The organism is Metabacillus sp. KJ11-3, assembly GCF_055808295.1.
In genome coordinates this window covers 2517903-2537475 of the sequence record NZ_CM147865.1, presented here as the reverse complement: position 1 = coordinate 2537475, position 19573 = coordinate 2517903, and the positions used below count along the sequence as shown (strand labels likewise).

Below are 19573 nucleotides of genomic sequence, written 5' to 3'. Positions count from 1 at the left end.
ATGATAAAAATTGCTCCATCTATTTTATCGGCAAACTTTGCAAAATTAGGAGAGGAAGTAAAAGATGTAGAAAATGGGGGGGCAGACTACATCCATGTTGATGTAATGGATGGACACTTTGTACCGAACATTACAATTGGACCGTTGATTGTAGAGGCAATACGTCCCGTTACAAAGCTTCCTCTAGATGTTCATTTAATGATCGAAAAACCTGATCAATACATTAGAGAATTTGCGAAAGCTGGTGCAGATATTATAACTGTGCATGTTGAAGCATGTAGACATTTACATCGTACACTGCAGTTAATAAAATCTGAGGGTGTGAAATCTGGTGTGGTATTAAATCCTCATACCCCAATCGAATCGATTGTTCATGTTTTAGAGGACGTTGACATGGTGTTATTTATGACAGTCAATCCTGGATTTGGCGGTCAAACATTTATTCCTCAAGTTTTACCAAAAATAAAGCAATTAGTAAACATAGTAAAAGAAAAAAATCTTTCTATCGACATTGAGGTTGATGGTGGAGTAAACGAAGAAACGGCAAAATTATGTGTTGAAGCAGGTGCGAATGTCCTTGTAGCAGGATCATTTATCTATAACAATCCTGATCGGCACCAAGCTATTCAAACATTAAAACAAGCTGTTCTTTCCTAAGAAATAATAAAATCGTACAAAGTAAACCATCCTATTTAATGATTTAGATTAAATATAACTGGGGGCTTTTTACGATGAATTTTTCAAAAGAAGATATAGTAATTATTGAACAAGCTTTAAAAGCTGTTTTAAATTCCAGTACTGATTACCAGGAACTTGAACAATATAAAACAGTATTGCAAAAGCTTAAAAACAATTTGGAAACCGCACAAATAGATGGTTTTAGATATGATTATGATGATAATATGTAAGAGAAAGAAAGTTCTGACACCGAAAGTAGTGTCAGGCTTTTTTCTTATTTTTTGACCAACTGAAAAATATCCTTAATATTATATATAGATTGGGTGAAAGGCACATATATGAAAACTATATCTCTTGTAGCAGGAGGACCTAAAGAAAACCTTGCAGACTTAACTAAATATCATTCAGATGAAATGATCTGGGTTGGAATTGATAGAGGGTCCCGTTATCTTTTAGATCTCAACATACCTTTACATCATGCGTTTGGAGATTTTGATTCAATATCATATAAAGAACATGAAAGTTTAAAGACAAGAATACCGAACTTAAATACACTGCCTTCTGAAAAAGATAAAACTGATACTGAAATAGCCCTAGATTGGGCAATTTCTCAAAAACCTGATCAAATATATATTTTTGGAGCAACAGGAGGAAGGCTTGATCATTTACTTGGGAATATTCATCTTCTTATAAAATCCACTTCAACTCTATCCAAAATTGACATAATCGACCAACAAAATCAAATCACGCTCTACACATCAGGTACATATAAAGTAAAGAGGAAAATTGAGTGGGACTATATCTCATTTATTGCCATAAGTACTGATATATACGGGTTAACATTAGATGGATTTAAATATCCGTTAAAAAACTGTCATATCAGGCTTGGCTCCACATTATGTATTAGTAATGAACTCATTGGTGATGTAGGTACTTTTTCTTTTCAAGAGGGCATATTATTAATGATAAGAAGCCGAGATTAACTGTTGTTCAATGAGCAAGATAGCGTCATTTTTTATATGGGAACTGAATATAATGCTAAGGAACTGATTCATAACATTTTTTGACGCTTCTAGCACCTTTGAACAAGCTTTAACCTTGTTGAATGATTGGTTGAGGAGGGAAACAATGAAATTTTATACGTTTAAGCTACCGAAGTTTTTAGGAGGAATTGTTCGAGCAATGCTCGGTTCGTTTAAAAAAGATTAAGAAAAAAGCACCGAATTATCGGTGCTTCTTTCTTGTTTCGCTTTATAGTATCTATATTCTCGAAGATAAGAGAATAAGTTTTTGAGTAAGCTTAATAAATTAAACTCGCTCAACTTTACCTGATCTTAAAGCGCGAGCAGATACATATACTCTTTTTGGTTTTCCGTTAACTAAGATGCGAACTTTTTGAAGGTTTGCGCCCCAAGTACGTTTGTTAGCGTTCATCGCGTGTGAACGAGAGTTACCTGAGCGAGTTTTTCTACCAGTAACAACGCATTTACGTGCCATGTTATTCCCTCCTTACTACAAAAAAACACTACATATTTTACAATAGTCATGTACATAGCCATGAGATACTTTAATAATTTATCATAACTGTCATTAGAATGCAATACTTCTACAATAGTCTTTCAAGAATTTTTCCTTGACATAGTATTTTAAGTATTGTTGTATATAATAGAAGTACTTGTATTTATACTTCGGACTTATAATCGCTTTTAAAATTTCTGGGCTTATAGTAAAATAACTGTAGCCAGTGCGAACAATTCCAAAGGGGGAACTAATATGTCCATTGAATTAAAAACAAAGTACGGACAAATTGATATTTCAAACGAAGTCATTGCTACCATTGCAGGTGGTGCAGCTATTGACTGCTATGGTATTGTTGGAATGGCATCAAAGAATCAAATAAAAGACGGTCTTACGGATATCCTAAGAAAAGAAAACTTTAGCAGAGGCGTAATCGTTCGTCAGGATGACGAATCGATTAATATAGATATGTATATAATCGTCAGCTATGGTACAAAAATTTCTGAAGTCGCACATAACGTTCAAACGAAAGTAAAGTACACGTTAGATCAGACGGTTGGACTTGCTGTTGATTCTGTTAACATTTTTGTACAAGGTGTTCGTGTTGCGAACCCGTAGTAAGGAGGAAACTACCTGTGTCTAATACAACCTTAGATGGTAAGCAGTTTGCAGAGATGATTTTGCAAGGTGCGAACCACCTAGCCAATAATGCAAAATTAGTTGATGCGCTCAATGTATTTCCAGTTCCAGATGGAGATACTGGTACAAACATGAATCTATCAATGACATCAGGCGCAAAAGAAGTAAAAAACAATAAAGCTGATCATATCGGGAAAGTTGGGAATGCGCTTTCAAAGGGTCTATTAATGGGTGCTCGAGGTAACTCCGGTGTGATTCTGTCACAATTATTTAGAGGATTTTCTAAATCCATAGAACTAAAAGCATCCATTAATGCAACTGAGTTTGCTGCTGCCCTTCAAGCTGGTGTTGACACTGCCTACAAAGCTGTTATGAAACCTGTCGAAGGGACAATATTAACTGTTGCTAAGGATGCTGCAAAAGCTGCAGTACATGTAGCTGAGACTGAGACATCTATCACAAAGGTTATGGAGTTAACCTTAAAAGAAGCGGAAGCTTCCCTGAAGCGCACTCCTGAGCTTTTACCTGTATTAAAAGAAGTAGGTGTGGTGGATAGTGGAGGCCAAGGCTTAGTTTTTGTATATGAAGGCTTTTTAGCAGTCCTAAAAGGTGAAAAGCTTACGACTGCACATGTCACAACACCATCTATGGATGAGCTTGTGAATGCAGAACACCATAAGAGTGTTCAAGGTCATATAAATACAGAGGATATTGAGTTCGGATATTGCACCGAATTTATGGTGCGCTTTGAAGCTGACAAAACACCTTTTGATGAAGATACGTTTAGGAATGAATTAAGTGAATTCGGTGATTCATTATTAGTTATTGCTGATGATGAATTGGCAAAAGTACATATACATGCTGAATATCCAGGTGAAGTACTATCTTACGGGCAAAAATATGGAAACCTCATCAATATGAAAATAGAAAATATGAGACAGCAACATACCGATCTTGTTGGGGAACTCCAACAGACTGAACCAACAGTAATGAAAGTCGAAAAAAATAAATATGGTATCGTAACTGTTTCAATGGGTAAAGGTATTGCAGAGTTATTTAGAAGTATTGGGGCAAATGAAGTCATTGAAGGCGGTCAAACAATGAATCCAAGCACTGAGGATATTGTTAAGGCGATTCATGACGTAAACGCCGAAAATATTATCATTTTACCAAATAACTCAAATATTGTTATGGCAGCTCAACAAGCAGCATCAGTAGTTGAAGAAAATGTTATCGTTATTCCATCTAAAACAGTGCCGCAAGGAATGGCTGCATTACTGGCGTTTAATCCAACAGCTGAGACAGAAGAAGTTGAAGGATTGATGAATGAAGCATTGCAGCATGTGAAGAGTGGTCAGATAACATATGCCGTACGTGATACAAATATAGATGGACTCGATATTGCTAAAGGCGATTTTATGGGTATATCAAACGGTAAAATTGTTATTACAGATCGGGAACAATTAGCTGCCTCTAAAAAACTTCTCACTGAAATGATTTCTGAAGATGATGAAATTGTTACGATAATTCAAGGTGAAGAAGCAACAGAAGAGGAGACAGAACAGCTGTTACAATTTGTTGAAGAAATGTTTGAGGACGTAGAAGTTGAAGTGCATAAAGGGGATCAACCTTTATATTCCTATATATTTTCAGTTGAATAATAAACAACAAAAAACCCGGATTTCTGGGTTTTTTGTTGTTTATTAACAAGATTTTATTAATTTTATTTTTTGGAATGCTGACTACGAATTATAGACATGCTGATTTTCCTTATTTCTGTTAAAATAAAACTGTAGGAAACGAATGTTCCCGTTCTGTTAACAATAGTAAATAATAAGATAAGAACATTATTTAAAATAAAAGGGTAGACGAGCAATATTGAACATAATCAAGTACTGCTTCTTTTGCTTAAAGTAACTTAATAAGGAGGGTTAGCTGCGGCTCCTACAGGTCAACAGCTAAGATCTTATGGCTTATGGAAGACGCAAATTTAATGGTGATGAATAAATTATTAGAACCAATTTCTGAATTAAAAGGTGTAGGAAGTGAAACATCTGAATTATTAAATGATGTAGGGATTTATACAATTCAAGACCTGTTGGAGTATTTTCCATATCGATATGATGATAACAGTCTGCGAGACTTAGAAGATGTTAAGCACGATGAGCGAGTAACGGTTGAAGGAAGGGTACATAGTGAGGCTTCACTTACCTTTTTCGGAAGAAAACGTTCACGGTTAACATTTCGTTTACTTGTTGGAAAGTACCTTTTATCAGTTGTTTGTTTTAACCGTCCTTACTTTAAAAATAAACTTACCATTGATTCAACTGTTACAGTAACTGGAAAATGGGATAAGCATCGGCAAACAATTACCGTCCAGCAATTATCGTTCGGTCCTAAGAAAGAACAATCAGGCATAGAGCCGGTTTACTCTATAAAGGGTAAACTTACAGTAAAAGGGATAAAAAAGTTTGTTTCACTTGCCTTATCAACATATTTAAAAGATATTGAAGAAATTCTCCCTGATGATCTGTTACAAAAATATAAGTTGTTAACCAGAAGAGAAGCACTATACACAATTCATACTCCTCATGAAAAGGAAGATTTAAAATTAGCGCGCAGACGTTTTGTGTATGAGGAATTTCTATTATTTCAACTTAAAATGCAGGCGTTAAGAAAAATACAACGTGAACAGTCAAAAGGGGTTATGCATGAATTTTCAAGGGAGAAACACCAGCAATTTATTGATTCATTACCTTTTCCGCTTACAAAAGCACAATCAAGAGTGGTGAATGAGATTTTACAGGATATGACATCTCCATACCGCATGAATCGATTATTACAAGGAGATGTTGGTTCTGGAAAAACCATTGTAGCTGCTATCGCTTTTTATGCTGCGGTGTTATCCGGCTATCAAGGGGCTCTTATGGTTCCAACTGAAATTTTAGCAGAGCAACATGCTGATTCACTCGTGCAACTTTTTGAGCCATATAATGTAACTGTAGCATTGCTGACGAGTTCAGTTAAAGGGAAAAAGAGAAGAGAATTGCTAGAAAAAGTTGAAAAAAATGAGATTCAATTATTGATTGGTACACATGCCTTAATCCAGGATGATATAAAGTTTCATAAACTTGGTCTTGTTATTACAGATGAACAACATCGCTTTGGTGTGGAACAAAGACGAATGCTCCGTGAAAAAGGAGAACATACAGATGTATTATTTATGACAGCAACACCGATTCCAAGAACATTAGCTATAACAGCTTTTGGGGAAATGGATGTATCGATAATTGACGAGTTACCTGCCGGAAGAAAAGCAATCGAAACTTACTGGGTAAAACCTTCTATGCTTGAGAGGATTCTCGTATTTATTGAAAAAGAGTTATCAAAAGGACGCCAGGCCTATGTTATTTGTCCATTGATTGAGGAATCTGATAAGTTGGATGTTCAAAATGCTCTTGATGTTCACAGTATGTTGACTTCTTACTATAAAGGGAGATTTCAAATTGGTCTCATGCATGGAAGACTCTCTTCAGATGAAAAAGACTCTGTAATGAGAAGCTTTAGTCAAAATGAAGTAAATGTATTGGTATCTACAACTGTCGTTGAAGTGGGTGTCAATGTTCCGAATGCTACAACAATGATTATTTATGATGCAGAACGGTTTGGCCTTTCTCAACTCCACCAATTAAGAGGTCGGGTAGGTAGGGGCAGTGAACAGTCATATTGTATTTTGCTTGCAGATCCTAAATCAGAAACTGGAAAAGAACGAATGAAAATCATGACCGAGACAAATGATGGATTTGTCCTCTCGGAACGTGATTTAGAACTTAGAGGACCAGGTGACTTCTTTGGGAAAAAACAAAGCGGAATGCCAATCTTTAAAGTAGCAGATATGGTACATGATTATCGTGCATTGGAAGTAGCGAGACAAGATGCAGCAGAACTTATCCAGTCAAAGGCTTTTTGGGAAGAAGTAAAATATGAACCATTAAGAGTATACTTACATCAATCAGGCATACTCGAGGGCGAAAAGCTGGATTAATGATAGTTTAATAACTTTTTCTCAGAAAACAGATAGCAATACAGTTGCAATCTGTTTTCTTTATCTATATACTACTATTAGTACCTAGTCTTAATAGTTCGGACGGTGTCATTGATATCATGAGAAAAAGTAAAAAAGAAAGACAACTTTTATTACAGGAGACAATTACTAACACACCATTCATAACCGATGAAGAGCTAGCTGAGAGGTTTCAAGTTAGTATTCAAACGATACGCTTGGATAGGTTAGAATTATCCATTCCTGAATTAAGGGAACGAATAAAACATGTCGCTGAAAAGAAATTGGATGATGAAGTTAAGGCATTACCGATAGAAGAAGTAATAGGAGAAGTTATAGACTTACAACTCGATGAGTCCGCAATTTCTATTTTGGAAATTAAAAAAGAGCATGTATTTAGCAGGAATCAAATTGCCAGGGGTCACCACTTATTTGCACAAGCAAACTCACTGGCTGTAGCAATGATAAATGATGAATTGGCATTAACAGCAAAGGCAAATATTCATTTTACAAGACAAGTAAAAGAAAATGAGCGTGTCATTGCCAAAGCAAAAATGGTGAAAAGTGATTCTGAACAAAAACGAACGATGGTAGAAGTAAATAGCTTTGTAGGAAGTGAATTGGTTTTTTCTGGTGAGTTTGAAATGTATCGCTCTAATCAAACACAAAGGTAGGTTACATAATGAAGCTAGCGATCGATGCAATGGGTGGAGATCATGCGCCAAAATCGGTAGTTGAAGGTGTCATGAAAGCTATAGCCGCATTTCCCGATTTAGAGGTCACGCTTATTGGTCAGGAAGATAAAATAAAAACATATTTAAGAGATGCTACAAGAATCAACATTATACATACTGATGAAATAATTGAAGGAACAGATGAGCCTGTTCGAGCAGTACGTCGTAAAAAAAATGCATCAATGGTCTTAATGGCAAATGAAGTGAAAGAAGGGAGAGCAGACGGGTGTATTTCAGCAGGAAACACAGGTGCTCTCATGACAGCTGGATTATTAGTTGTAGGAAGAATTGAGGGTATTGAAAGGCCTGCATTATCGCCCACATTACCAACACTGGATGGTAAAGGTTTTTTGTTTTTAGATGTAGGTGCAAATGTTGATGCAAAACCGGAACATTTACTTCAATATGCCATTATGGGATCAGTATATGCTGAAAGAGTTAGAGGAATTAATAACCCTCGAGTAGGCCTTTTAAATGTTGGGACAGAAGATAAGAAAGGGAATGAGTTAACTAAGCAAACTTTTGAACTGTTAAAAGAAGCGAATGTTAACTTTATCGGAAATGTTGAATCAAGAGATTTGATGGAATCTGTGGCAGATGTGGTTGTTACAGATGGATTTACTGGAAATATCGCCCTAAAGACAATCGAGGGTACAGCCCTTTCTGTATTTTCGATGCTGAAATCTGCTTTAACAAGTAATTTCACTTCAAAGCTTGCTGCAGGTGTGTTAAAACCCCAATTAAAAGTAATCAAACAGCAAATGGATTATTCTGAATATGGCGGTGCTGCTCTATTTGGTTTAAAAGCCCCTGTGATTAAAGCCCACGGATCATCGGATGCTAATGCAATTTATAATGCTATCCGTCAAACAAGAGAAATGATATCAAATGATGTATCCGGTACAATTCTTTCTTCAATAAAGGGATAGGAAACGGAGGAACACGAGATGACGAAGATTGCTTTTTTATTTCCTGGTCAAGGTTCACAAGTAGTTGGCATGGGAAAGGACTTCTATCAAGACATTACTGAGTCAAAAGATATTTTTGAAAAAGCCGACAAAAAATTAGGACAGAAATTAAAGGAACTTATTTTCGAAGGACCACAAGATACATTAACATTAACTTATAATGCCCAGCCTGCTTTACTAACAACAAGTATCGCTATTTTAGAATATGTTAAGAAATTTAATGTCCATGCAGATTATGTTGCTGGTCATTCGTTAGGGGAATACTCGGCTCTAGTTGCTGCAGGTGTTCTGGATTTTGAGGACGCTGTGTATGCTGTAAAAAAACGTGGAGAATATATGGACGAGGCTGTACCTGCAGGTAAGGGAGCAATGTCGGCCATCCTGGGAATGGCGGCAGAAGAATTGGAAAAGGTCACAAACAATGTAACTGAAAATGGCGATTCGGTTCAATTAGCGAACCTAAATTGCCCAGGACAAATCGTTATTTCTGGAACAGCTGCAGGGGTTGAAAAGGCGTCGTCACTTGCAAAAGAAAATGGTGCAAAACGAGCAATTCCATTAGTTGTCAGCGGGCCGTTCCATTCTGAATTAATGAAACCTGCAGCAGAAAAGTTTGATCAGGTATTATCTGAAGTTAAATTTAAGGATGCTTCTACCCCGGTCATTGCAAATGTAACAGCAAAACCGGTAGAATGTCACGAGCAAATTAAGGATTTACTTGTCAAACAGTTATACTCACCTGTAAGATGGGAAGAATCAATAAGAACAATGGTACAAAATGGTGTGACAACATTTGTCGAAATTGGACCTGGTAAAGTGTTAACTGGATTGGTGAAAAAAATTGATCGTTCAGCATCGGTTTATAATATATTTGATCTTGAATCTTTACATGTAACTGTAGACAAATTGAAGGAGGAAGCTTAATGCTAAGCAATAAGGTTGCTTTAGTTACCGGGGCATCACGTGGAATTGGAAGAGCCATCGCATTGGATCTTGCAAAGAATGGGGCAAGTATTGCTGTTAACTATGCCGGAAACGAAGCGAAGGCTAATGAGGTTGTTGATGAGATCAAAGCAAGTGGTGGACAAGCTATCGCTATTAAAGCCGATGTGTCTAATGGTGATGAAGTTCAGCAAATGATAAAAGAAGTGATTAAGGAATTTGGTCAATTAGATATTCTTGTAAATAACGCAGGAATAACAAGAGATAATCTTCTCATGAGAATGAAGGATTCAGAATGGGATGAAGTTATCGACACAAACTTAAAAGGTGTATTTCTTTGTACAAAAGCAGTTACAAGACAAATGATGAAGCAAAGAAATGGCCGAATTATTAATATAACATCAGTTGTTGGTGTAAGTGGAAATCCTGGTCAAGCAAATTATGTTGCAGCAAAAGCGGGAGTAATAGGATTAACAAAAACAACAGCCAAGGAATTAGCATCTAGAAATATTACTGTAAATGCTGTAGCGCCCGGATTTATTTCAACAGACATGACAGATGAATTAAATGACGATATCAAAGCTGATTTACTTAAACAAATTCCATTAGCAGCTTTAGGAGAACCAAGTGATATAGCTAATGCTGTAACATTCCTTGCTTCGGAGAAAAGTAAATATATCACGGGGCAAACTCTTCATATTAACGGTGGAATGGTGATGTGATTTTTTGTATTTCCTTGATGTTTGCAAGGTAAACTAGTGAAGAATAACTGTTTGAAATAAAATACTAGAAACAAACCTAGTTTTTCATAATAAAATCATCTATAATACTTGAGGGGAGGTGAAGGAAAATGGCAGATGTTTTAGAACGTGTAACAAAGATTATCGTTGACCGTTTAGGTGTAGATGAGGCTGAAGTGAAATTAGAGTCTTCATTTAAAGATGATCTTGGAGCAGATTCCCTTGATGTAGTTGAGCTTGTTATGGAACTTGAAGATGAGTTCGATATGGAGATTTCTGACGAAGATGCAGAAAAAATCGGTACAGTGGGTGACGCTGTTAACTACATAAATAGCCAACAGTAATGTTGCTGAAAAAAGTCCCGTAGGTATTACGGGACTTTCCCCCTTTCTTTAGCATTTAAAAAATATTTTTGCTGGTATCAGGCTTCTATGCTTTATTCTTAGCATGATGTATACTACTGGTAAACACATGCACAGGTCATAAGCCACTTCATAATTCAAGGGGACAATGACAATTACCTTCAATTATGAAGTGTCTTATACAAGTTTAAACATGGAGTTGCTTTCGTATTTAAATTGGAGGTCCAAGCTATGGCAAGACATATAAATTATAAAGAGAGACGCTCTTTTGCAAAAAAAGCGGAAGAGTTTAAAAAATTCCAAGTGAATATTGGACATGCGTTTGCAAATGAAAAACTCTTGTACCAAGCATTTACTCATTCCTCATATGTTAATGAACATCGAAAAAAACCATATGAAGATAATGAGAGGCTGGAATTTTTAGGTGATGCTGTTCTTGAGTTAACTATTTCTCAATACCTTTACAAGAAATATCCAATGATGAGTGAAGGGGAATTAACAAAATTACGTGCTGCGATCGTATGTGAGCCCTCACTTGTTGGTTTTGCTAATTCTCTTTCGTTTGGTAGTTTGGTGTTACTTGGTAAAGGTGAGGAAATGACAGGAGGGCGTTCTCGGCCTGCTTTACTCGCAGACGTATTTGAAGCATTCATTGGAGCGCTTTATTTAGATCAAGGTCTTGAGGCCGTTGTTCAATTTTTAGATAAGTTTGTTATCCCAAAAGTTGATGAAGGAGCCTTTTCGCATGTAATGGATTTCAAGAGTCAGCTTCAGGAATTTGTTCAAAGAGATACAAAAGGGGTATTAGAATATAAAATCCTTCAGGAAAAAGGTCCTGCGCATAACCGTGAATTTGTCTCCACTGTTTCTTTGGATGGCAAGGTGTATGGTACAGGTAGCGGTAAATCAAAAAAAGAAGCAGAGCAGCATGCTGCCCAAGAAGCACTATCGAAACTGCAACAAATAAATAAATAGGATCAAGGACAAAGGACAACCTTAGAATCGTATGATAAACAACATACGAAATTGAAGGAGTTGTCCTTTTTTAAGGTTTATCTATTTAAAACTCTTAACGATAAAAAAACTTTAAGATATGTCGACAAATTATGATAAAATATGGAGGAGTTTGTCATAATTACGATGATATAAAACATAATTGACGAAAACATTAGAAAAAAGAATAAGTAAGGAGGATCACAATGTTCCTCAAACGTTTGGATATTGTTGGATTCAAGTCCTTTGCTGAAAGAGTCACCGTAGATTTTGTCAAAGGTGTTACTGCAGTAGTTGGACCTAATGGTAGTGGAAAAAGTAATATAACCGATGGTATTAGATGGGTACTTGGAGAACAGTCGGCTAAATCTTTGCGCGGAGCAAAAATGGAAGATATTATTTTTGCCGGAAGCGATTCGAGAAAAAGCTTAAATGTAGCTGAAGTAACCCTTACGCTTGATAATGAAGATCATTTTCTTCCTATTGATTATCATGAGGTAAGTGTAACCCGCCGTGTTTACCGTTCAGGAGAAAGCGAATTTTTCATTAATAAACAAAGCTGTCGATTAAAAGACATTGTTGACCTGTTTATGGACTCAGGGTTAGGGAAAGAAGCATTTTCGATCATAAGCCAAGGGAAAGTAGAAGAAATCCTAAGCAGTAAATCTGAAGAAAGACGTTCAATTTTTGAAGAAGCTGCAGGAGTTTTAAAATATAAATCTCGGAAGAAAAAGGCTGAATATAAACTTGCGGAAACACAAGAAAATTTAAATCGTGTAAATGATATTCTTCATGAGTTGGAAGGGCAAGTCGAACCTTTAAAAATGCAGGCATCTATTGCCAAGGATTATTTAGAACAAAAGGAAGAACTAGAGCAGATTGAAGTTGCTTTAACAGTGTTTGAAATAGAAGAACTTCATCAAAAATATGAAAATCTTTCTAAATCTGTAGAAAATAACAAGGTCTTAGAAGGAAACCTTTCAGCTACCATGCAAAAAAAGAAGCAGCAGTCGAACAGATGAAAGATCATATTAGTGCTTTAGATGACTCAATTAATGACCTTCAACAGGTTCTTTTACTTGCAAGTGAAGAGTTAGAAAAGCTTGAAGGTAGAAAAGAAGTCCTAAAAGAGAGAAAGAAAAATGCCCATCAAAATAAAGCTCAATTAGAAAAAACAATAGCCGACTATACAACGCAAATAGCCCAATTACGTCATGAAAAATCAGAACAAGAAATGCTTCTTGACGTTTATTCAAATGAATTGGAATTGATCAAAAAAGAATTATCAGAAAAACAAAAGATGGCATTATCATATAATCAAAATATTGAAGAGCTAATTGAAGAATTGAAAAGTGAATATTTTGAACTCCTTAATGAGCAAGCTACAGCAAGAAATGAGATTCAATATTTAAATGAACAATTAACTCAACAAGAAAGAAAAAATGAAAGATTGCTAGAATCAAATAAACGGTATGTGGTAGAGCGCTCTGAAATTTTAGAGAAAAAATTAAAGATTGAAGCAAACTATGCACTGGTTGAGAAACAATTATCAGATCAAATAAAAAATTTCCGAGACACCTCAGCCAAACTAGAAAACCTTAAAAATACGTATCAAAAAAAAGAATCGGCATTATATCAGGCCTATCAATTATTACAACAAACCAGGTCACGCAAAGAAGTACTAGAATCAATGCAGGAAGATTATGCTGGATTTTTTCAAGGAGTAAAAGAGATTCTAAAGGCCAAAGACAAACTCGGAGGAATTCATGGTGCTGTGGCAGAATTAATTAAGACGGAAAAGGATTTTGAAACTGCCATTGAGATTGCCTTAAGCAGCTCTATGCAGCATGTAGTTGTTGAAGATGAAGGTGCTGCTAGAAAAGCGATACAATTTTTAAAGCAAAACTCATATGGGAGAGCTACGTTACTCCCTCTGTCAGTCATTAAAGAGCGTGCTATCAACAAGCATGATTTGAATATGATTCAAAATCACCCGGCTTTTATCGGTATAGCTACAAGTCTTGTGGAGTATGAACCTAGATTTAAATCAATAATCGCTAACTTACTAGGAACAGTCATTGTTACATCAGATCTAAAAGGTGCAAATGATATTGCAAAGTTAATGAATTATCGTTACCGGCTTGTAACGCTACAAGGAGATGTTGTAAATCCAGGGGGTTCGATGACTGGTGGAGCCGTTAAACAAAAAAACAACTCCCTCTTAAGTCGACAACGCGAAGTTGAACAAATTTCGAAAAAGCTGACGGTAATGGAAGAGAAAACAGAACAACTCGAAATTGATGTAAAGTCTTCCAAGGAGATCATTGTAAAACAAGAAAGGCAATTAGAGGATTTACGCTCAAAAGGTGAAAATCTTAGACTAGAGGAACAAAGAATACGAAGTGATATCCGTGAAATTGAATTAAATGAAAAAAATGTGAATGATCATTTAACATTATATGATTCTGAAAAAGAAGCGTTTGATTCAGAAAAGGATCGGATTGATCGTCGTAAAAAAGAGCTTGAGGCTAAACTTCAAGAAGTGTCAACAAAAATAGTTGACCTTGATCAAAAAATTGAGGAAATGTCTGAAAAGAAAAACACACAGCAAACCTCAAAAGATGAGCTTCAGACTGAACTAACAGAATTAAAAGTTGTCTTAGCCGGAAAACAACAATTGTTTGAAAATCAAAAAGAAAAAGTAGAAAGAATTCATGAAGATCTAAAGCATGCTCAACAAAAGCATGACGAAGCAGCTGATGATTACTCTCTTCTATCAAGTGAAATGACGTCAAGCTCATCCGGAGAAGAAAAACTGGAAGAAGCGGCAACCAAAAAGCTTCAAGATAAAAATAAAACAATCGATTTAATTGCAAGTAGAAGAGAAGAACGTCTTCAGCTACAAGGCAAGCTTGAGTTTGAAGAAAGCGAGTTAAAAGAGATAAAACGGCAGGATAAGCAGTTGCAAGAAATCCTTAAAGATGAAGAAGTAAAGCTAAACCGCCTGGACGTTGAACTCGATAATCGCTTAAATCATTTACGTGAGGAATACTTTTTATCCTTTGAAGGAGCAAAAGAAAAATTCACACTTGAGATTGAAGTGGAGGAAGCGAGAAAACGTGTTAAACTGATTAAACTTGCAATTGATGAGTTAGGAACGGTAAACTTAGGAGCGATTGATGAATATGAACGTGTTTCTGAACGTTTTACATTCTTAACCGAGCAACGTGATGATTTACTAGAAGCGAAAGACACACTTTACTTAGTGATTGATGAAATGGATGATGAAATGAAAAGAAGGTTTGAGCAAACCTTTAATGCAATTCGATCACATTTTGAAGCTGTATTCCAAGCCCTCTTTGGTGGGGGAAGAGCGGAGCTTAAACTAACAGATCCCAATGATTTGTTAAACACAGGTGTTGAAATTGTTGCACAACCGCCTGGCAAAAAATTACAAAATCTTGGGTTGTTGTCTGGAGGAGAACGTGCATTAACAGCTATAGCATTATTATTCTCTATTTTGAAAGTCCGCCCTGTTCCGTTTTGTGTACTTGATGAAGTTGAGGCAGCTCTTGATGAAGCAAATGTACATCGATTTGCGCAATATTTAAAAAAGTTCAGTCATGAAACTCAATTTATCGTTATCACCCATCGTAAAGGTACCATGGAAGAAGCGGATGTATTATATGGGGTAACGATGCAGGAATCAGGTGTCTCAAAGCTTGTATCAGTTAGATTAGAAGAGACAAAAGAATTAGTTCAATCTTAGCCGAAAGGACGAACAACAGAATGAGTTTTTTAAGAAATTAAAAGAAAAAATCACTCAACAAACAGATGCTGTAACTGTAAAATTTAAAGAGGGCTTAACAAAAACCCGAGATTCTTTTGCTGGTAAAATGAATGATTTAGTGGCGAAATATCGAAAAGTAAATGAAGATTTTTTCGAGGAACTTGAAGAGCTTTTAATTAGTGCAGATGTGGGTGTCGCAACTGTTATGGATTTAATTGATGAGTTGAAAATGGAAGTGAAGCGACGCAACATCCAAGATACAAAGGATGTCCAAGCTGTCATCTCTGAAAAACTTATTGACATTTATGAAGGTGACAGTGTAGACGAACCTATTAACAAATTAAACCTGGAAAAAGGCAGACTAAATGTTATTTTATTCGTAGGTGTTAATGGTGTTGGAAAAACAACTACAATTGGAAAATTAGCTCATAAATTAAAAAGTGAGGGCAATTCAGTTCTTTTAGCAGCTGGAGATACATTTAGGGCCGGAGCAATTGAACAGCTAGAAGTATGGGGAGAAAGAGTTGGCGTAGATGTAATCAAACAATCGGAAGGCTCAGATCCTGCTGCTGTTATGTATGATGCCGTCCAAGCTGCTAAAGCTAGACAAGTAGATGTTTTATTATGTGATACAGCCGGGCGTCTTCAAAACAAAGTAAACTTGATGAAGGAGCTTGAAAAGGTAAAACGTGTGATAGAACGTGAGATCCCTGGAGCACCGCATGAAGTATTACTTGTATTGGATGCAACAACAGGTCAAAACGCGATGACACAAGCAAAACAATTTTCACAAGCAACAGATGTTTCAGGTATTGTTCTTACTAAATTAGACGGTACAGCTAAGGGTGGTATTGTATTGGCTATTAAAGGTGAACTGGATATACCAGTGAAATTTGTTGGTTTAGGTGAAAAGATGGATGATTTACAAGAGTTTCATACTGAGCAATATGTGTACGGTCTGTTCTCAGGTATTATTGAGGAACAAGAAAAAGAATAAATTCTTATTAAGCTAACCTTATCTTGGTTAGCTTTTTTATACGTAGAAAGGATAGAAATGTTATGGATATCGTTTAAGAAACTAGGACTTAGCTATTAGGATTTGGCAAAAAGCCAAGTTTTTCTACTATATGCCTTTATATACTTGACAAGAAAATGCTTCGTATGTAGACTTATATGTTGTAAAGGTAATTCACTTAACAAAGGGGTGAAAAGGCATGATGCTTGAAAAAACAACGAGGTTAACATATTTATTTGATTTTTATCAATCACTGTTAACCCCTAAGCAGAAGAGCTATATGTCCTTATACTATCTAGATGATTACTCCCTTGGTGAAATTGCGGAAGAGTACAGTGTTAGTAGACAAGCTGTTTACGATAACATTAAGCGAACTGAAGCAATGTTGGAGCAATATGAGGAAAAGCTAGTATTATTTCAAAAGTTTCAAGAGCGACAGAAAATCATGACAAAACTGCGTGAGTTTTCTGCTGAAGTGGCAAATCATAATCAGTATGAAGTCTTGCTTCAAGAACTTGAGAAATTAGATTAGGAGGCGGCATTTATGGCATTTGAAGGATTAGCCGACCGACTGCAGAATACAATGGCCAAAATTCGCGGCAAAGGAAAAGTAACCGAAGCGGATGTAAAGGAAATGATGCGCGAAGTGCGCCTTGCCCTTTTAGAAGCAGATGTTAACTTCAAGGTCGTAAAGGAGTTTATTAAGCGCGTAAGTGAGCGTGCTGTTGGTCAAGAAGTTATGAAAAGCTTAACTCCTGGACAACAGGTCATTAAAGTAGTTAAAGATGAGCTAACCGAATTAATGGGTGGAGAGCAAAGTAAGATTGCGGTATCAAATCGCCCACCGACAGTTATTATGATGGTTGGTTTACAAGGTGCAGGTAAAACAACAACTACCGGTAAGCTGGCAAATCTCTTAAGAAAGAAACATAATCGAAATCCATTGCTTGTTGCGGCAGATATTTATCGACCAGCTGCTATTAAGCAGCTGCAAACTCTAGGAAAACAATTAGATATGTCTGTATTTTCCTTGGGAGATCAAGTAAGTCCAGTTGAAATTGCAACAAAAGCATTAGAGCATGCAAAGCAAGAGCATCATGACTATGTGATCATTGATACAGCTGGTCGACTTCATATAGATGAAAATCTAATGGAAGAGCTTGAACAGGTAAAAGAAATTGCCAAGCCTGATGAAATTTTCCTTGTTGTTGACGCAATGACTGGACAAGATGCAGTTAACGTTGCTAAAAGTTTCAATGAACAGCTTGGATTAACCGGTGTTGTTTTAACAAAACTTGACGGTGATACACGTGGCGGTGCTGCATTATCGATTCGCTCTGTAACGAATACACCAATTAAGTTTGTTGGTCTAGGAGAAAAGCTGGATGCTCTTGAAGCGTTTCATCCTGAACGTATGGCATCTAGAATTTTAGGGATGGGTGATGTGTTAACACTCATCGAAAAGGCTCAAACAAATGTTGATGCAGAAAAAGCAAAAGAACTAGAACAAAAAATGCGTACAGCATCTTTTACATTTGATGACTTTCTTGAACAATTGGGACAAGTTCGCAATATGGGACCTTTAGAGGATCTTATTGGCATGTTGCCTGGTGCAAACAAGGTGAAGGGATTAAAAAACCTACAGGTTGATGAAAAGCAAATAAGTCATGTAGAGGCTATTATTAAATCAATGACGAAGGCTGAAAAGTCCAATCCTGAAATGATGAATGCTTCACGTAAAAAGCGAATTGCAAAAGGTAGCGGTACGACTGTTCAAGAAGTGAACCGTTTATTAAAGCAATTTGAAGATATGAAAAAAATGATGAAGCAAATGACAAGCATGACAAAAGGTAAGAAAAAAGGTGGATTTAAATTTCCATTTATGTAATGAATTAATTTTGAAATCTACTGAAACGAAAGCTGATTTTTGTACAAAAATGTAGTAATTTACACTGTTTTTAGAGGTTTTTTAAAACTGACAAGAAAAAAACCTTTACATCATATAACTTATTTGATAATATACTATCTTGTTGAAACATTTTCGGAGGTGCTTTATAAAATGGCAGTTAAAATTCGTTTAAAACGTATGGGAGCAAAAAAATCTCCTTTTTATCGTATCGTAGTAGCAGATTCTCGTTCACCACGTGATGGACGTTTCATTGAAGTTGTAGGAACTTACAACCCAGTTGCTCAACCAGCAGAAGTAAAAATCAATGAAGAATTAGCACTAAAATGGATGTCAAATGGTGCAAAACCATCTGATACAGTTCGTAACTTGTTCTCTAACGAAGGCATTATGGAAAAATTCCATAACGCTAAAAACAGCAAGTAATGACTGTTGGGATGAAAGAGTTAATCGAAGCAATTGTGAGGCCGCTTGTTGATAAGCCAGATCAGATTGAGATCACTGAACATGAAGAGGGGCATCAAATGATATTCCGACTTTCTGTTCATAAGGACGATATCGGTAAAGTGATCGGTAAACAAGGAAGGATCGCAAAAGCCATTCGAACTGTTGTTTATGCAGCGGGATCTAATTCATCTAAACGAATCCAACTAGAGATTAACGACTAAAAAAGGGTGAGGAGGTTCCTCCCCTTTTTTTGTACTATCAGAAATTAGAAAACTAAGGCTTTCGCCATGAGGACTTGGCAAATGCCTTAGTTTTTCAAATACTTTACAACATTTAATAAAAGTTGGTGAGTGCTTATACTTTAGTAGTATTAAGCTTTAAAAGGGGAGGAACAATAATGAAGATACTCCACCGCGTGACTGTTAAACAAATGATAACAGAAACTAGTAAGCAATCATTAATAAAAGAATTTTCTTCACGAAAAAAGTTGATCGAACAAGAATGTGATCAACTGTATTTTGAATATAAAAAGGTGGAGAAAACAAGTAAGCAGCTTTCGACACAATTTTTAAAAGAAATAGATAAACGGCGTGAAAAAATCAAGCTAGTAGAGTTTCAATTAGAACAGGTACATACATTGCCAATTGGAAGTGAAATAAAAGAAAAAGAAGTAGATGCTATAATTGATTTAAATGTTGGTGACAATTGGGATGAACTAATGAAAGAAAAGAGCATTGTTATAAAAGATGGTATAGTCGATCAAATACGCCTGAGGTGA

At 36.1% G+C, this 19573-nt stretch carries 20 protein-coding genes and 1 pseudogene; 20 read left to right on the top strand and 1 reads right to left on the bottom strand.

From position 1 onward, the window contains the following. From rpe to spoVM, 4 genes are all read left to right on the top strand, one after another. Positions 1-657 carry a ribulose-phosphate 3-epimerase gene (gene rpe / locus AC0L8O_RS12920; protein WP_473448498.1) on the top strand — a complete coding sequence of 219 codons (657 nt, stop codon included), beginning with the start codon at positions 1-3 and terminating at the stop codon, positions 655-657. A 74-nt stretch (positions 658-731) separates the two neighbouring features. Next, the gene (locus tag AC0L8O_RS12915) at positions 732-908 is read left to right on the top strand and encodes a hypothetical protein (protein WP_473448495.1); all 177 of its coding nucleotides are present in this window, start codon (positions 732-734) and stop codon (positions 906-908) included. Between the two features lie 108 nt (positions 909-1016). Continuing rightward, positions 1017-1661, top strand: a complete 645-nt coding sequence (locus AC0L8O_RS12910; RefSeq protein ID WP_473448493.1) for a thiamine diphosphokinase — start codon at positions 1017-1019, stop codon at positions 1659-1661. Between the two features lie 145 nt (positions 1662-1806). Then, complete coding sequence (spoVM, locus tag AC0L8O_RS12905; protein ID WP_216775481.1) at positions 1807-1887, top strand: stage V sporulation protein SpoVM; 81 nt, start codon at positions 1807-1809, stop codon at positions 1885-1887. A 99-nt stretch (positions 1888-1986) separates the two neighbouring features. Here spoVM and rpmB read toward each other — a convergent pair whose 3' ends face one another. Further along, positions 1987-2175, bottom strand: coding sequence for a 50S ribosomal protein L28 (gene rpmB / locus AC0L8O_RS12900; protein WP_026559391.1), 189 nt, complete (start codon positions 2173-2175; stop codon positions 1987-1989). Positions 2176-2451: 276 nt separating this feature from the next. Between rpmB and AC0L8O_RS12895 the strand changes: the two genes are divergently transcribed. From AC0L8O_RS12895 to AC0L8O_RS12820, 16 genes and pseudogenes are all read left to right on the top strand, one after another. Then, entirely contained in the window at positions 2452-2814 is a 363-nt protein-coding gene (locus AC0L8O_RS12895; RefSeq protein ID WP_473448490.1) for an Asp23/Gls24 family envelope stress response protein, read from the top strand. 17 nt (positions 2815-2831) lie between these two features. Continuing rightward, positions 2832-4496 carry a DAK2 domain-containing protein gene (locus AC0L8O_RS12890; protein WP_473448487.1) on the top strand — a complete coding sequence of 555 codons (1665 nt, stop codon included), beginning with the start codon at positions 2832-2834 and terminating at the stop codon, positions 4494-4496. A gap of 338 nt (positions 4497-4834) precedes the next feature. Next, the gene (recG, locus tag AC0L8O_RS12885; RefSeq protein ID WP_473448866.1) at positions 4835-6880 is read left to right on the top strand and encodes an ATP-dependent DNA helicase RecG; all 2046 of its coding nucleotides are present in this window, start codon (positions 4835-4837) and stop codon (positions 6878-6880) included. 119 nt (positions 6881-6999) lie between these two features. Continuing rightward, positions 7000-7572, top strand: coding sequence for a transcription factor FapR (gene fapR / locus AC0L8O_RS12880; protein ID WP_473448484.1), 573 nt, complete (start codon positions 7000-7002; stop codon positions 7570-7572). Between the two features lie 8 nt (positions 7573-7580). After that, positions 7581-8561, top strand: coding sequence for a phosphate acyltransferase PlsX (gene plsX, locus AC0L8O_RS12875; protein ID WP_473448481.1), 981 nt, complete (start codon positions 7581-7583; stop codon positions 8559-8561). 18 nt (positions 8562-8579) lie between these two features. Continuing rightward, complete coding sequence (gene fabD / locus AC0L8O_RS12870; RefSeq protein ID WP_473448479.1) at positions 8580-9524, top strand: ACP S-malonyltransferase; 945 nt, start codon at positions 8580-8582, stop codon at positions 9522-9524. Continuing rightward, entirely contained in the window at positions 9524-10264 is a 741-nt protein-coding gene (gene fabG / locus AC0L8O_RS12865; RefSeq protein ID WP_473448476.1) for a 3-oxoacyl-[acyl-carrier-protein] reductase, read from the top strand. Before fabD ends, fabG begins: the two co-directional genes overlap by 1 nt. Positions 10265-10392: 128 nt before the next feature. After that, complete coding sequence (gene acpP, locus AC0L8O_RS12860; protein ID WP_026559383.1) at positions 10393-10626, top strand: acyl carrier protein; 234 nt, start codon at positions 10393-10395, stop codon at positions 10624-10626. Positions 10627-10875: 249 nt separating this feature from the next. Continuing rightward, complete coding sequence (rnc, locus tag AC0L8O_RS12855; protein WP_473448474.1) at positions 10876-11619, top strand: ribonuclease III; 744 nt, start codon at positions 10876-10878, stop codon at positions 11617-11619. Between the two features lie 224 nt (positions 11620-11843). After that, positions 11844-15406: pseudogene (gene smc, locus AC0L8O_RS12850) on the top strand (chromosome segregation protein SMC). Positions 15407-15455: 49 nt separating this feature from the next. Beyond that, entirely contained in the window at positions 15456-16424 is a 969-nt protein-coding gene (gene ftsY, locus AC0L8O_RS12845; RefSeq protein ID WP_473448864.1) for a signal recognition particle-docking protein FtsY, read from the top strand. 217 nt (positions 16425-16641) lie between these two features. Continuing rightward, complete coding sequence (locus tag AC0L8O_RS12840; RefSeq protein WP_026559379.1) at positions 16642-16974, top strand: putative DNA-binding protein; 333 nt, start codon at positions 16642-16644, stop codon at positions 16972-16974. Between the two features lie 12 nt (positions 16975-16986). Further along, positions 16987-18330, top strand: coding sequence for a signal recognition particle protein (gene ffh, locus AC0L8O_RS12835; RefSeq protein ID WP_473448471.1), 1344 nt, complete (start codon positions 16987-16989; stop codon positions 18328-18330). Positions 18331-18501: 171 nt separating this feature from the next. After that, positions 18502-18774: a 30S ribosomal protein S16 gene (rpsP, locus tag AC0L8O_RS12830; RefSeq protein ID WP_078434369.1), complete on the top strand. Its 273-nt coding sequence runs from the start codon at positions 18502-18504 to the stop codon at positions 18772-18774. An 11-nt stretch (positions 18775-18785) separates the two neighbouring features. Continuing rightward, positions 18786-19016 carry a KH domain-containing protein gene (locus tag AC0L8O_RS12825; RefSeq protein ID WP_216773142.1) on the top strand — a complete coding sequence of 77 codons (231 nt, stop codon included), beginning with the start codon at positions 18786-18788 and terminating at the stop codon, positions 19014-19016. Positions 19017-19192: 176 nt separating this feature from the next. After that, positions 19193-19573 carry a YlqD family protein gene (locus tag AC0L8O_RS12820; protein WP_473448468.1) on the top strand — a complete coding sequence of 127 codons (381 nt, stop codon included), beginning with the start codon at positions 19193-19195 and terminating at the stop codon, positions 19571-19573.

Bases quoted from the DNA above. Each gene is read 5' to 3' on its own strand.
- AC0L8O_RS12825 (WP_216773142.1), top strand. From the start codon at position 18,786: ATGAAAGAGTTAATCGAAGCAATTGTGAGGCCGCTTGTTGATAAGCCA.
- ffh (WP_473448471.1), top strand. From the start codon at position 16,987: ATGGCATTTGAAGGATTAGCCGACCGACTGCAGAATACAATGGCCAAA.
- AC0L8O_RS12910 (WP_473448493.1), top strand. From the start codon at position 1,017: ATGAAAACTATATCTCTTGTAGCAGGAGGACCTAAAGAAAACCTTGCA.
- recG (WP_473448866.1), top strand. From the start codon at position 4,835: ATGAATAAATTATTAGAACCAATTTCTGAATTAAAAGGTGTAGGAAGT.
- AC0L8O_RS12820 (WP_473448468.1), top strand. From the start codon at position 19,193: ATGAAGATACTCCACCGCGTGACTGTTAAACAAATGATAACAGAAACT.
- fabD (WP_473448479.1), top strand. From the start codon at position 8,580: ATGACGAAGATTGCTTTTTTATTTCCTGGTCAAGGTTCACAAGTAGTT.
- rnc (WP_473448474.1), top strand. From the start codon at position 10,876: ATGGCAAGACATATAAATTATAAAGAGAGACGCTCTTTTGCAAAAAAA.
- rpsP (WP_078434369.1), top strand. From the start codon at position 18,502: ATGGCAGTTAAAATTCGTTTAAAACGTATGGGAGCAAAAAAATCTCCT.
- rpe (WP_473448498.1), top strand. From the start codon at position 1: ATGATAAAAATTGCTCCATCTATTTTATCGGCAAACTTTGCAAAATTA.
- AC0L8O_RS12840 (WP_026559379.1), top strand. From the start codon at position 16,642: ATGATGCTTGAAAAAACAACGAGGTTAACATATTTATTTGATTTTTAT.
- AC0L8O_RS12895 (WP_473448490.1), top strand. From the start codon at position 2,452: ATGTCCATTGAATTAAAAACAAAGTACGGACAAATTGATATTTCAAAC.
- fabG (WP_473448476.1), top strand. From the start codon at position 9,524: ATGCTAAGCAATAAGGTTGCTTTAGTTACCGGGGCATCACGTGGAATT.
- fapR (WP_473448484.1), top strand. From the start codon at position 7,000: ATGAGAAAAAGTAAAAAAGAAAGACAACTTTTATTACAGGAGACAATT.
- acpP (WP_026559383.1), top strand. From the start codon at position 10,393: ATGGCAGATGTTTTAGAACGTGTAACAAAGATTATCGTTGACCGTTTA.
- AC0L8O_RS12915 (WP_473448495.1), top strand. From the start codon at position 732: ATGAATTTTTCAAAAGAAGATATAGTAATTATTGAACAAGCTTTAAAA.
- plsX (WP_473448481.1), top strand. From the start codon at position 7,581: ATGAAGCTAGCGATCGATGCAATGGGTGGAGATCATGCGCCAAAATCG.
- spoVM (WP_216775481.1), top strand. From the start codon at position 1,807: ATGAAATTTTATACGTTTAAGCTACCGAAGTTTTTAGGAGGAATTGTT.
- rpmB (WP_026559391.1), bottom strand. From the start codon at position 2,175: ATGGCACGTAAATGCGTTGTTACTGGTAGAAAAACTCGCTCAGGTAAC.